Here is a 13,306-nt window from a genome sequence, read left to right on the forward strand (position 1 = left end):
AATTATATCGCAATATTACGATTAATGTTTTATTGTGCAAATAATTTTTTGCTGATCGATTATAAAACTTTAAGGTATCGACGCAATAAAACCGTAGAAAACAACACTTTAATATTAATTACATTTGTTAAATTTTGTTAAATGCAATTTTTGTGTGCGGATTTAGGATAATTTTGTTGTTCAACAAATGAAGAAGAGGAGCATAGGTTTAATAATTGGCTTAATGAGTTTTGCGCTTTTGGGCGTAATGGCTATGCAATTTTATTTCCTGAGGCAATCATACCAGATGCAATCCGATTCTTTCGATCGACAGGTGAGGGAGGCTATGAACAATGTGGTGGATAAAGTTACCCGCCAGGATGCCAATAACTTTTTGAAGGCCAAAACCCAGCAGGCGGCCATCAGCACCGATAATGAAGAAACGGGCATCAGCACCATAAAAGTAACAGGGTTACCTAAAGAAAAAAAACATTCTACCGCCCGCGAAAAGCGAATTGCTTTGCTACGCGATAGTTTGCAGCGCATGATCCAGCGCAAAAAAATGGATGATGAGCTTAACGGCTTATTGCAAACTGAAGGTACTGTTGATTTTAAAGTACGTGTTGAAGAATATACCGACGAGTTTGGTGTAGTGCATGAACAGCTTACCCCCGAGATAGTACATACCCGCATTACCCGCAGGGTAAGTCATTCCAGAAAGCTTCATAAATATGATACGCTGAGGTATGTTTATGTCGATCCGCAGTTTGGCAAGCAAATGATCTCGGTGCCACGTATCAATCCGTTATGGGTACAGGAGCAAACCCGCAAGCAAAAAGAGCGGCAGGTTCAGCAGATCAAAAAAATGCTTGAAAACGATTCGCTTGAAAAAGCTAACAGTGTGAGCAGTAAACCAACTGTTATCGAAAACCTGGCCGAAGAATACCGTAAATCGGGTGAGCCTTTGGATAAACGGATCAATCCCTTCTGGATAGATTCATTGCTGCGCTTTGAGCTTCATAATAAAGGCATTTCCCTGCCTTTCAGCTATGAGGTTACAACTGCTAACAGCGATTCATTGATATTTTCGAACGCCAGTGATAGCCAGGGCGAAAAACCGCCCGTATTTGTGGCGGCAAACACTTACCAAACCCCCATTTTTACCAAAGAGGTGATCAATGACCCGGGGAAGATCAGGCTTTCGTTCCCTCAAAAAAACTCACTGATATTAAGCAATATGACCGCCACCATGGCTACAACCGGCGGCCTCACTATGGTGCTGATCCTTTGCTTCGGATACACTATATTTTCGATACTAAGGCAGAAAAAGATCTCAGAAATGAAGATCGATTTCATCAACAACATGACCCACGAGTTTAAAACTCCGGTATCAACCATCATGATTGCCAGCGAAGCTTTAAGAGACAATGAAATTGCCGAAGACAAAAGTCGGGTGGCCCGTTTAGCCAACATTATTTTTGAAGAGAATGCCCGTTTAGGCAGCCATATTGAACGGGTGTTAAATATTGCCCGTATTGAACGCAATGACTTTAAACTGGAGAAAAAGCCGGTTGATGTTAACGAAATGGTGAGCATAGTGCTTGACAGTATGGCGTTAAAGCTGCAAAAATGCGATGCTAAAACCACGCTGCACCTCGATGCCGAAAACGCCTATATTATTGCGGATGAGCTGCATTTTTCGAACGTGTTATACAACCTGGTTGATAATGCCATTAAATACAGCAACGAGGCGCCCGATATAACTATAAGTACGTTTGTTAAAAGTGGGCAGGTTGTTATTAAAGTAGCTGATAAAGGTATAGGTATGAGCCGTGATCAGCAATCAAAAATATTTGAGCAGTTTTACCGTATCCCTACCGGTAACCTGCACAATGTTAAAGGCTTTGGCCTGGGTTTAAGCTATGTTAATACCATAGTAAAACGACTGAATGGTACCATAAGTGTTAAATCAGAAAAGGAAAAGGGCTCGGAATTTGAGCTGAAGTTTGCGATAGCGTAATTCTTGAGTCGGAAAGTCGGGATGTCCGAAAGTCCGTAAGATGAGCTCAGCCTATCTCTCGATACGAATAAAGAACTTCCGGACTTTCCGACCTCGGACTTTCGGACTAAAAAATATATGAAGAAAATACTACTGGTTGAGGATGATGCCAATTTAGGCTTGTTACTGCAGGATTATCTGCAATTGAAAGGTAAGTTTGATGTGGTGTTATGTAAGGATGGCGAAGAAGGCTTACGCGCTTTTACCAAACAAACTTATGACCTGCTGATACTGGATGTGATGATGCCTAAAAAGGACGGCTTTACCCTCGGTAAAGATATCCGTAAGATCAATGCCCAGGTGCCTATTATTTTTGCTACAGCCAAAGGTATGATTGAGGATAAAACCCAGGCGTTCAATTTAGGAGGGGATGATTATATAACAAAGCCTTTCCGCATTGAAGAATTGCTGCTCCGTATCAACGCCCTGTTAAAACGCACAGACAACACCGGTAAAAAGGAAGAAGAAAAGCAAACATCCTTCAAAATTGGCAGATATACTTTTGATTATACAACCCAGATGATCACCATTGCCGAAACCCAGCAAAAGTTATCAACCAAAGAGGCCGAGTTACTGCGCCTGCTATGTGTTCATAAAAATGAAGTGCTTACCCGCGAAGAAGCCCTGCTGAACATCTGGCACGATGATAACTATTTTAATGGTCGCAGCATGGATGTATTTCTGAGCAAGATCCGTAAGTATTTAAAGGATGACCCCAACGTTGAGATTATTAACGTGCATGGGCGCGGATATAAGCTGCTGATCAACTAAGTTAAGGTTATTTTACAGGGGCTTTAAAATAACCCCTGAAATAATATTTTTTAACAGTTTGTGTTTTGTTGCTGCTGTAGGTGATTTCTTCGAACACGGCGTTAATATAGCCTGTAATCACTTTGATCGTTTTATAATTGTTATGATCAAGTATAAGTTTACTACTAATGGGCTTATATATTAATTTTTCGTTAGGTGTCAGTTGGGGATAGATAATTTTCGGCTCAAAAGAAAATCTATCCTTTTCAATATAAATATTAAACTCATTGGCATAAGCAGGTAAGCCATCGGCAAAGTTCAACCTGATAGTATCTTTGTTTTTTGAGGCGTAGCAATATCTTATTGAATAGCCTCCCTGTACATCGGTTTGGCAATTAGCAGTGAAGTATAGGCGGGCAACTTTGCCTTTAATTATTTTTCCACTTTCGCTGTCCTCAAACCTGCCATCTTTGATCTTTATAATATGCCATGGGTATGCCCATTTTTCAACGAATGTAAGCTGCGATTCCGGGATTTTGCCAATAGCTACTGTAGAGTACGTTTTTGATTGGGCAAGGGATGATGATATCATTAACATCCAATTCACAAAAACTAATAACTGTTTCATATTATTCCTCATCCGAAACATCCTCACCAAAGTGGATGATATTGCCATTATTATCCAGTATGCTGAACTCTTTTGTTTTCCAGGGCCTTATTTGCAAATCGGCATTAGGATGTACTATGCCCAGCGGTTTATATTCGGTATAAAGCGTATCAACATCGGTTACAAATATGTAACAGCCCGTGTTTTTAGCAATTTCAGGATTATCACACGGCCATAAATGAATGAACAGGTTATCCCTATGCATAATAAGGTAGCCGTCCCAGCTTGCCTTAAAAGTAAAGCCAAGCTTTTCGGTATAAAATTTTACGGTTTCTTCTTCGTTCAGCGACGCTAAAACTGGTATGGCGGTTTTGAGCATAATCGGGACTAATATTTATAAAAGTATAAAGATTATCCAAAACGTGATGCCTCCCGGGCTAATTATTTAAGGCTCGTATGTAAGTGCTTAATAAGTAATTATTTATCAGTGCGTGTTGCGTCTGTTTTAACCGAAACGTAATTAAATATACAGCCGCATATTAATTTTTTCATGTAACATGATTAATACATATGTATCGATGTATTAAAGGGATGCTATTTGGTAATTAACTGGAAGTCACGTAAATTTCATTTTTATAAAAACCTAAATGTTAAAAAAACTACTCCTGGCCTTAGTCATCACCTGGGGCATCATAGCAAGCAGTCATGTTTCTGCACAAACAGGTATTGATAGCACAGGTTTAAGCCTCGTAGTTGCCAATTATAATACTGCCATTGGTGAACAATCACATCTGTATAACGGGCCGGAATATGAATTTTATGACCCTACAATAAAAGGTAATGCGTATGTTTTTGATAATAAATCTTTTACGACGGGTTCTGTAAGATATGGCGCGGCGGTTTACAGCGATGTCCCGATGCTGTATGATCTGAACAAAGATGTGGTTGTTGTACTGCTTTATAATCACTTTACAAAATTTTCATTGCTAAGCGAACGCGTACCTGAGTTTTGGTTACTTAACCATCATTTTATCCGCCTTAATACCGATTCGACAGGTAAGGCTGCACTTGCTACCGGTTTTTACGATCAATTATATCAGGGGCGAAAAATCGGGATCATAGTAAAGAGGGCCAAGAGCATCCAAACCAGCACCGGCAATAATACAGTGGAATCTTATTTTAGCGAGACAAAAGACTATTATGTTAAAAAAGGGGGCAACTATTTTAGTTTTAGTGGAAAAGGCGGGCTGTTAGATATTTTTAAGGATAAGAAAAAAGAGCTGCGGAAATATATAAGGACAAATGATATTGACTTCCGCGAAAACTTTGAACGGGCTGTAGTCAATGTGGCTACTTATTACGATCAATTAACTAATTAATGCGCTGTGCCATGTTGTTAATACATGGCGAAGATGATATTGTATTGAATGTATACGGCAGGAAAATAAAATAACCGGATGAAAAAAATTTACTTTCTAAGTTTCTGTTTTTTGATTTTAATTAAACTGTGCCAGGCCCAGCAGGGGCAGGGGAAATCAATCAGCGTAAACTTTCAGCAAGCTACCATTGAGCAGGTTGTAACAGAATTGGAAGCAAAATCGGGCTTTCACTTTTTTTACGACTCAATGCAGTTTGACAGTTTGAAGGTAACCCTGCAGCTAACGGATAAGCCCATTGAAACTATATTGAACCAGGCTTTTAAAAACACCGGTTTTAGTTTTACCATCACTAAACAGCAACAGGTGTTTTTAACAAAAGGGCGAGAGATACAAACCGGCCTGGCAGTGGGTTATTTTGGCATAACAGCGGCCAATGCTACTGCAGCTAATATGAGTGTTTCGCCTGCTAACGCTGATCCTGATAAAGATAAAAAGGTCCCTGAAGCAACTACCGAAAACAAACTGTACGAAATAGGGCTTAAAACCAACACCATTGAGGCCGGTACAGCAACACTTTCCGGCTATGTAAAAGAAGCAAAATCGGGCGAATCAGTAACCGGTGCCAGTATTTATGTCACCAATACCAAAACCGGCGTAGCTACAGATCAGTTTGGCTATTTCACTATTAAACTACCCAAAGGGAGGCAGGTTTTGAGTGTAAGGGGCATTGGTATGCGTGACACCCGCAGGCAGATCATCCTTTACTCGGATGGTAAAATCATCATTGAAATGCAGGAGCAGGTAACCAGTCTTAAAGAAGTAAAGATCTCTGCCGAAAAAGTGGCCAACGTGCGCAACGTGCAGTTGGGCGTAAACCGGCTTGACATTAAAAGTATTAAACAGGTGCCTACCGTATTTGGCGAGGCTGATATATTAAGGGTGGTGCTTACCCTACCGGGTGTTCAGTCGGTTGGTGAGGCTACAACGGGTTTTAACGTACGCGGGGGATCTGCCGATCAGAACCTGATCCTGATGAATGATGCTACTATTTATAACCCATCGCATTTCTTCGGCTTCTTTTCATCGTTTAACCCAGATATAGTTAAGGATATTGAGTTATACAAAAGCAGTATCACCGAACGGTTTGGCGGGCGCTTATCCTCGGTACTGGATGTAACCAACCGCGAGGGTAATAAAAAGAAATTTACCGGATCGGCAGGCGTTGGTTTGATCACCAGCAGGCTTAATGTTGAAGGGCCTATCATTAAAGATAAAACCTCGTTTTCATTCGGTGGCCGTACTACTTATTCCGACTGGCTCCTCAAACTCCTGCCTGATGCCTATAAGCACAGTTCGGCCTCATTTTACGATCTTAACCTGGATATAAGCCACCAGATAGATGATAAAAACAACCTGTACCTAACCAGCTACATAAGCAGGGACAAGTTTAAACTTAACAGTGACACCGCCTACAGTTACAGCAACAGGAACATCAACCTTAAATGGAAACATAATTTTAATAATAAACTATTCAGCGTTATTACCGCCGGGATTGACAGGTACCAGTATGATGTTTCAAGCGCCGATAACCCGGTGAATGCCTATAAGCTGAATTTTGATATCAACCAAAGTAATTTCAAAGCAGATTTCACTTATTACCTCAATCGTAAAAATACTGTCGACTTTGGATTGAGTTCTATTTATTATAAGCTCCATCCGGGTAACTTTCAGCCCCTTGGTGCCCAATCATTAGTAACTCCTGATGCAGTTGCCACGCAACAAGCCCTGGAAAGCGCCTTATACCTGGGCGATAAGTTTGATGTGACCGACGATCTGTCGATCAGCGGCGGCATAAGGTATTCTATCTATAATTTCCTGGGACCTCAAACAGTTTATAACTATGCCCCTAATCTGCCTAAAACAAGTACCAACCTGTTGGATAGTACCAATTATGCAAGCGGTAAGTTTATTAAAACTTATTCGGGGCCCGAGATCAGGGTTTCGGCCAGGTACCAATTGGGTGATAACCTATCTATAAAAGGCGGGTATAATACCCTCAGGCAGTATATCCACCTGTTATCAAATACTACAGCTATATCTCCTACCGATGTTTGGCAACTGAGCGATCCCAACATCAAACCTCAATATGGCGACCAGGTATCACTGGGGCTTTATCATAATTTAAAATCAAATACTATTGAAACATCGGTTGAAGTTTATTACAAACGGTTAAGGGATTACCTCGACTACAAGAGTGGGGCAAATCTGGTATTAAACCATCATATTGAAACAGATGTAGTAGGCACGCAGGGTAAGGCATACGGTATTGAGTTTTTAGTAAAAAAAGCCACCGGTAAAGCCAACGGCTGGATCAGCTATGCTTATTCCCGCACGTTTTTAAGGCAAAATGACCCTAACGTGGGCGATTTGATCAATGGCGGCGCTTACTACCCTGCAAATTTTGATAAGCCGCATAGCTTTAATTTTATTGGTAACTACAGGTTTTCGCACAGGTTTAGTGTTTCTTTAAATCTTACGTACAGCACAGGCCGGCCTATTACGCTGCCTATTGCCAAGTATGAGTACGGCGGTTCGGAGCGGGTATTTTATTCGGACAGGAACCAATACCGCATTCCGGATTATTTCAGATCAGATTTTTCAATGAACATTGAAGGGAACCACAAAGTGCATCAGTTAACACATAACTCATTTACAATAGGTGTGTATAATTTGACTGGCAGGCAAAACGCGTATTCAACATTCTTTACCGAACAGGGCGGGGTTATTAACGGATATAAGCTATCCATATTTGCCAGGCCTATTCCGTTTATTAATTATAATATCAGGTTTTAATTGAAAGTGATGAAAGGAAAACGATACATATTGATCTTATTGTTGCTGGGCGGCATTTATACTACCTGTAAAAAGCCATATAACCCTAAGATCGTGGATGCTCCTAATCATTACCTGGTTGTTGAGGGCGTGATAAATAATGGCAGCGATTCGACCATAGTAAGATTAAGTAAAACAGTAAATATTTCGGGGAATGTAAGCACAAGCGGCGTAGATAATTGCACCGTATCTGTTGAAGCCGAAGGTGGGGCGGCCTATACGCTTAATCCACAGGGTAGCGGACTTTATGCTGTACCATCGCTAAGCCTTGATGCTGCTAAAAAATACCGGCTGCATATTTTAACCGGTGATAGTAAAGAGTATGCTTCAGATTATGTTGAGGTTAAAAAGACCCAGCCGATAGATAGTATAGGTTTCCTGGTTAAGAACAATGCATTGCAATTATATACTAATACGCATGATGCCAGTAACAGCACCCGTTATTACCGGTGGTCATTTGACGAAACATGGCGTTTTCATGCAAAGTATCAATCATCATACATGGTTGATCAGCAAGCTAAGATGGTGATTGCAAGGCCCCCCAGCGAATCTAGCTATTATTGCTTTGCGAGCGATAAATCAACTACCATAGTTATTGGCTCGTCAGCAAAATTAACCCAGGACGTTATCTTTCAACAACCTTTAACAACCATTGCTGCCGAATCGGAAAAAATTGAAATGCGGTATACGATACTGCTTAAACAATATGCTTTAACTAAGGAAGCTTACCAGTTTTGGGAAAATCTTAAAAAGAATACAGAACAGCTGGGTAGTATATTTGATGCACAGCCATCGCAGCTGACAGGCAATATTCATAACTTAAAAGACGCTGCCGAACCGGTTATCGGGTATATAAGCGTAACCAACATTCAATCCAAAAGAGTATTTATTGATAATGCTGACGTACCAAAAGATTGGGTGGCAAAATACCCGTATGATTGCGCCGCTCCGGATACCGCACTTTTTTTTAATCCTAAAACCCGGCAAGATGATGTGTTAAGTATCATAATTAACGGTACTGCGATACCTGTAGATGCTATAACACAACAAAATAGTGTAATTGGCTATACCTATTCTTCTATCGAATGTACTGATTGCAGGATCAGGGGGCGGGTGCCAACGCCTTCATATTGGAAAGAGAGATAAGAAAATTATAAATGATGCCATGAAAACAAATCAATAAGGTTTCGGCTATGAATGAAATTAAAAAACTTGCTATCGTTCCACTGCTTTCAGGCATGCTGCTGTTATCACTGAACGGATTGGCACAAACTATAGGTCAAATCTCCGATAGCTTTAACAAGTATGGCCAGGCCACTGTACAGGAAAAGATCTTTGTGCATACCGACAAAAGCGCATACCTGACCGGCGAAATTTTGTGGTTTAAAGCCTATAGCGTGGATGCCACTTATCACAAGCCGCTTGGCCTTAGCAAAGTTGTATATGTTGACGTATTGGATGGCAAGCAAAATGCCATAATCCAAACCAAAATAGAAATGAAAAACGGCTTGGGGAGTGGCTCTGTATATATACCTGTTTCGGCAGGTAATGGTAATTATAAATTAAGGGCGTATACCAATTGGATGAAGAATTTCAGTCCCGATTATTATTTTGAAAAGGTGATCGCCATTGTAAATCCTTTAAAATCTCCGGAGGCACCGGTTAAAGCACAGGCACCGGACTATGATGTTCAGTTTTTCCCGGAAGGAGGAAATCTTGTTGCCGGGATCAACAGCAGAGTGGCTTTTAAGGTTACAGCACCCGACGGCAAGGGCTTGAACGAGTACAGAGGTTTTGTTATTGATCAGAAAAATGATACGGTAGCACGCTTCCAGCCGTTGAAATTTGGCATTGGTAGCTTTGGTTTTACCCCGGCAGCCGGAAATGTTTATAAGGCCATTGTAAAACCGGGCAATAATGCCACCGTTACCAGGGAGTTGCCCGCGGTTAATAGCCTGGGCTATGTAATGACGGTAAAAGACGCAGGCAGCGCACAGATAGAGGTTACAGTAAAGGGAGCGGGTGTTGAAGCCGGCGAATTATATCTTTTTGCACATACCAGGCAATTGATTAAAGCAGGTATGACGGCACAGTTTAATAACGGCACAGCCAGCTTTATACTTGATAAAACTAAATTGGGCGAAGGGGTATCGAACCTGACAATTTTCAATAGCGCACGGCATCCCGTATGCGAAAGGCTTTATTTTAAGCGACCCAAACAAAACCTCAGCATTAACGCCACTGCCGACCAATCCTTATATGCCCACCGTAAAAAAGTAAACGTAGATATTACTGCCAAAGATTTAGCGGGACAGGTAAAACCCGCTAACCTGTCGATGGCGGTTTACAGGCTTGATTCGTTGCAAAATGTAGATGGTGGTGAAATATTCAGTTATCTGTGGTTAAAGTCAGATCTGCGGGGAAACATTGAATCGCCGGGTTATTATTTCAAAAATACCGGTGCAGAAGCCGATGAGGCCCTTGATAATCTTATGCTCACGCAAGGCTGGCGAAGGTTTCAATGGAGTAATGTGCTTGGCAGCAAGCCGGCGGCATTTAACTTTTTGCCTGAGTATGACGGGCACCTGATTACCGGTAAAATAGCCAATACTCAAACGGGAGGTATTGCCAAAGATATAGTGGCCTATTTAAGCGTTCCGGGAAAACGGGTACAGCTTTATGCGGCAAAAAGCGATTCGGCAGGCAGGTTGGTTTTCAATACCAGGCAACTTTATGGTCCCGGCGAAATAGTAGCTCAAACCAATTCAGAGCGGGATACAGCCTATCATATAGACATTTTAAGCCCTTTTTCTGAGCAATACTCAAAATATCCCTTGCCAAAATTTAGCCTTACCAGGGACATGCAAAGCGCCATTGAAGAGGGAAGTTTGGGTACACAGGTTCAGAATATCTATTGGGCCAACAAGATCAAGCACTTTTATGAACCTGCAGTTGATAGCTCAGGCTTTTATTCAACGCCTTTTAAAACCTATCTCCTGGACAATTATACCCGTTTTACAACCATGGAAGAAGTGTTGAGGGAATACATAAGGGAAGTATGGGTTACCAGGTCACAAAAGCGATATCATATTAAGGTACTTAACGGCAATGGCTTTTTAGATGGCGATCCGTTGGTAATGCTTGATGACGTACCTGTGTTTAATATAGATAAGGTTATGGCTATTGATCCGTTAAAAGTTCGTAAGCTTGAGGATGTGCCTTACCGATATTATTGGGGACCATCGGTTTATGAAGGGGTTTTAAGCTTTACAACCTATAAAGGAGATCTCGGCGGTGTTGAAATAGACCCAAGGGCTGTTGTGCTCGATTATGAAGGCTTGCAGTTGCAGCGTGAGTTTTATTCACCGGTATATGATACAGAGCAGGCAGCTAAAAGCAGGATGCCCGATTTCAGAAGCCTGCTTTACTGGGCCCCTGAAATCAACACTTCGGCTTCGGGCAAAAATCAACTGTCGTTCTATACGTCCGACCAAACAGGTAAATATATCGGCATCGTACAGGGAATTACAGCCGGAGGCGATGCCGCAAGCCAGTATTTTAGCTTTGACGTGAAGTAATTATGAAAAAAAATCCGTGAGCCATAAATTGCAGTATCTTATTTATGTACTGATTATCAATATGTTAAAGCCAATCAAAAAAGGCAGATAAATCAAAAAAGCCCTTAATCTTTCAAATAACGAACTTTTTTGAAAAAACAATTTGCGTAAAATAAAATGGTTTGTATATTTGCACACCCAAACGGAGGAGTGGTAGTTCAGCTGGTTAGAATACATGCCTGTCACGCATGGGGTCGCGGGTTCGAGTCCCGTCCATTCCGCTAAAAGCCTTACTGAAAAGTAAGGCTTTTTTGCTTTTAAAATTTTTTAGCTCTACAATTTGTATACCTTAAAAAGGTTTGTATATTTGCAACCCCAAACGGAGGAGTGGTAGTTCAGCTGGTTAGAATACATGCCTGTCACGCATGGGGTCGCGGGTTCGAGTCCCGTCCATTCCGCTAAAAGCCTTACTGAAAAGTGAGGCTTTTTGCTTTTAAAGGATTTTTAGACGAGCTCCGGATCCACAAAAAATATTCTGTTATCCACATCTGCGATAATTGAACGACTTATAAATTTATTCGTTTTTAACAAAGGCTCCTTTATTCTACGCGGAGGTATTTGATGACGTGCCGCCACTTGCTATAAAAAACAATTCAACTATCAACTCTTTATCAAAGAATTTGTTATTAAAAAACTCAAGTCACGATAATAACTCAAAACACAAGATCATGTGGACAAAAGATATAAATAAAAAAATAGAGCACGCTCAGGCGACGGGCGCTTATGCATTGGGTGCAAGGGCAATAGGTGCCGGTGTAACAGGAGCCTTTGCATTGGGATGCATTGCGATAGGGTCAATCGCCATTGGTGCGTTTTATCTTGGGCGTTTATCTGTTAAAAAGGCTTCAGTTGACCAGATGCGTATAGGTAAGTTAACTATTGACGATCTGGAAATCATAGATGGCAAGATCAATGTCAAAGGGGCTTCTGATGCAAAAGAAATCTAAAATTATCAGAACAGCATGGAAAAGCAAGGCATGTTCAGCAGCCCGACGGTATTCCAATCAAGTTTTAGACAGTTATTGTTGTTCGCTTAAATGGTTATTATTCGTTAATTGAGTTCCTGGGATTTCGATTCAGTCTGAATAATATCAGCATTACTGCAACCGATAAAAGGATAAACACCAAATAGCTATAACTCAGGTTGCGTTCATCTTTAGCCGGGATAGCTGCAACAACAATATAAGTAAGCAGCGATAGGATCACATATACCATCCCGCCGGTAAGCCCGCCAGACATAGCCGCGTTTTTTGGGAATCGGCCTAAACAGTAGGTGAAATAGTTATTATATGTAAATCCCGCTCCTATGTGTATCACAAAGGCAAATAACACCATTACATAAACATTACTCACAAAGTTTACGCTGATTATCATTAATACTACAACTAACAACTGTAACAGAATATTAACGAATAGCTTACCAAAAAACGGGCGGCTGATCAATGCTTTGCCAATAAAGCCGCCTACCATCCAGGCCAAACCCAAAATGAGTGAACAATAGCCCGCAACTACGGGTGTAAAATTAAAGTGATGCTCAACAATAAACGGTCCTGTCATATTGTACATGATCACCATGGAATAGGCAAAACACAGCATCAAAATGCCAAGACTAAACGTAGTTGTTTTGATCATTTCCGCATACAGCCCGGCTATTTTCTTTAAATGAAATTCTGTACGATGACGAATGGTTTCGCCGCTATATATCATCTCCAGCACCGTTATAACCGATGCCAAAGCTGCCAGGAAATAAAAGTTAGACTGCCAACCGAGCGTACTTTGAAAATAACCGCCTAAGAACGGTGCTATGATAGGCCCGGCCGACCAAATGATGGTGAACATGCTCAAGTAATGTTTTAACTGCTCGCCTTCGTAAACGTCCACAAAATAAGCGCGTTTAGCCACTACTATCATTGCAACTGCAATACCGTGGATGATCCGCATGGCGTAAATAACATAAATATTATGAGTAACGGCAATAACCACACTGGCCAAAATAAATACCACCAACGCGCCAAGGCTAAAC

At 41.1% G+C, this 13,306-nt stretch carries 10 protein-coding genes and 2 tRNA genes; 9 read left to right on the forward strand and 3 right to left on the reverse strand.

Annotated features, from left to right (window positions below):
• Positions 1-223: 223 nt before the first annotated feature.
• On the forward strand, positions 224-1,999 hold the full coding sequence (locus tag VF500_RS03850; protein ID WP_330858403.1) for a HAMP domain-containing sensor histidine kinase: 1,776 nt from the start codon (positions 224-226) through the stop codon (positions 1,997-1,999).
• Positions 2,000-2,116: 117 nt separating this feature from the next.
• A complete protein-coding gene (locus VF500_RS03855; protein WP_121232608.1) occupies positions 2,117-2,809 on the forward strand; it encodes a response regulator transcription factor in 693 nt (230 codons plus the stop codon).
• 7 nt (positions 2,810-2,816) lie between these two features.
• On the opposite strand, the gene VF500_RS03860 is transcribed toward VF500_RS03855, so the two are convergent.
• Complete coding sequence (locus tag VF500_RS03860; RefSeq protein ID WP_330858404.1) at positions 2,817-3,416, reverse strand: hypothetical protein; 600 nt, start codon at positions 3,414-3,416, stop codon at positions 2,817-2,819.
• 1 nt (position 3,417) lies between these two features.
• Positions 3,418-3,774, reverse strand: coding sequence for a VOC family protein (locus VF500_RS03865; protein WP_330858406.1), 357 nt, complete (start codon positions 3,772-3,774; stop codon positions 3,418-3,420).
• Between the two features lie 268 nt (positions 3,775-4,042).
• Here VF500_RS03865 and VF500_RS03870 point away from each other — a divergent pair, with 268 nt between their 5' ends.
• The 7 genes from VF500_RS03870 to VF500_RS03900 all read left to right on the forward strand — a co-directional run bounded on the left by VF500_RS03870 (position 4,043) and on the right by VF500_RS03900 (position 12,230).
• On the forward strand, positions 4,043-4,774 hold the full coding sequence (locus VF500_RS03870; RefSeq protein WP_330858407.1) for a hypothetical protein: 732 nt from the start codon (positions 4,043-4,045) through the stop codon (positions 4,772-4,774).
• 111 nt (positions 4,775-4,885) lie between these two features.
• Positions 4,886-7,627, forward strand: coding sequence for a TonB-dependent receptor (locus tag VF500_RS03875; protein ID WP_330858408.1), 2,742 nt, complete (start codon positions 4,886-4,888; stop codon positions 7,625-7,627).
• Positions 7,628-7,636: 9 nt separating this feature from the next.
• On the forward strand, positions 7,637-8,812 hold the full coding sequence (locus VF500_RS03880; protein ID WP_330858409.1) for a DUF4249 domain-containing protein: 1,176 nt from the start codon (positions 7,637-7,639) through the stop codon (positions 8,810-8,812).
• A gap of 47 nt (positions 8,813-8,859) precedes the next feature.
• Positions 8,860-11,244, forward strand: coding sequence for a hypothetical protein (locus VF500_RS03885; RefSeq protein WP_330858410.1), 2,385 nt, complete (start codon positions 8,860-8,862; stop codon positions 11,242-11,244).
• A gap of 186 nt (positions 11,245-11,430) precedes the next feature.
• A tRNA-Asp gene (locus VF500_RS03890) sits at positions 11,431-11,504 on the forward strand.
• Between the two features lie 103 nt (positions 11,505-11,607).
• Positions 11,608-11,681, forward strand: a tRNA-Asp gene (locus VF500_RS03895).
• A 270-nt stretch (positions 11,682-11,951) separates the two neighbouring features.
• On the forward strand, positions 11,952-12,230 hold the full coding sequence (locus VF500_RS03900) for a hypothetical protein (RefSeq protein ID WP_330858411.1): 279 nt from the start codon (positions 11,952-11,954) through the stop codon (positions 12,228-12,230).
• A 97-nt stretch (positions 12,231-12,327) separates the two neighbouring features.
• Here VF500_RS03900 and VF500_RS03905 read toward each other — a convergent pair.
• Positions 12,328-13,306 (reverse strand): MFS transporter (locus tag VF500_RS03905; RefSeq protein ID WP_330858412.1); only part of this gene is annotated, 979 nt, incomplete at its 5' end.

Source organism: Mucilaginibacter sp., from assembly GCF_036383575.1.
In the GTDB taxonomy this organism is placed as follows: domain Bacteria; phylum Bacteroidota; class Bacteroidia; order Sphingobacteriales; family Sphingobacteriaceae; genus Mucilaginibacter.

What these genes read in the sequence shown, in the direction of transcription:
- VF500_RS03855 (WP_121232608.1), top strand. Translation starts at nt 2,117, where the DNA reads ATGAAGAAAATACTACTGGTTGAGGATGATGCCAATTTAGGCTTGTTA.
- VF500_RS03870 (WP_330858407.1), top strand. Translation starts at nt 4,043, where the DNA reads ATGTTAAAAAAACTACTCCTGGCCTTAGTCATCACCTGGGGCATCATA.
- VF500_RS03850 (WP_330858403.1), top strand. Translation starts at nt 224, where the DNA reads ATGAGTTTTGCGCTTTTGGGCGTAATGGCTATGCAATTTTATTTCCTG.
- VF500_RS03880 (WP_330858409.1), top strand. Translation starts at nt 7,637, where the DNA reads ATGAAAGGAAAACGATACATATTGATCTTATTGTTGCTGGGCGGCATT.
- VF500_RS03865 (WP_330858406.1), bottom strand. Translation starts at nt 3,774, where the DNA reads ATGCTCAAAACCGCCATACCAGTTTTAGCGTCGCTGAACGAAGAAGAA.
- VF500_RS03900 (WP_330858411.1), top strand. Translation starts at nt 11,952, where the DNA reads ATGTGGACAAAAGATATAAATAAAAAAATAGAGCACGCTCAGGCGACG.
- VF500_RS03885 (WP_330858410.1), top strand. Translation starts at nt 8,860, where the DNA reads ATGAATGAAATTAAAAAACTTGCTATCGTTCCACTGCTTTCAGGCATG.
- VF500_RS03860 (WP_330858404.1), bottom strand. Translation starts at nt 3,416, where the DNA reads ATGAAACAGTTATTAGTTTTTGTGAATTGGATGTTAATGATATCATCA.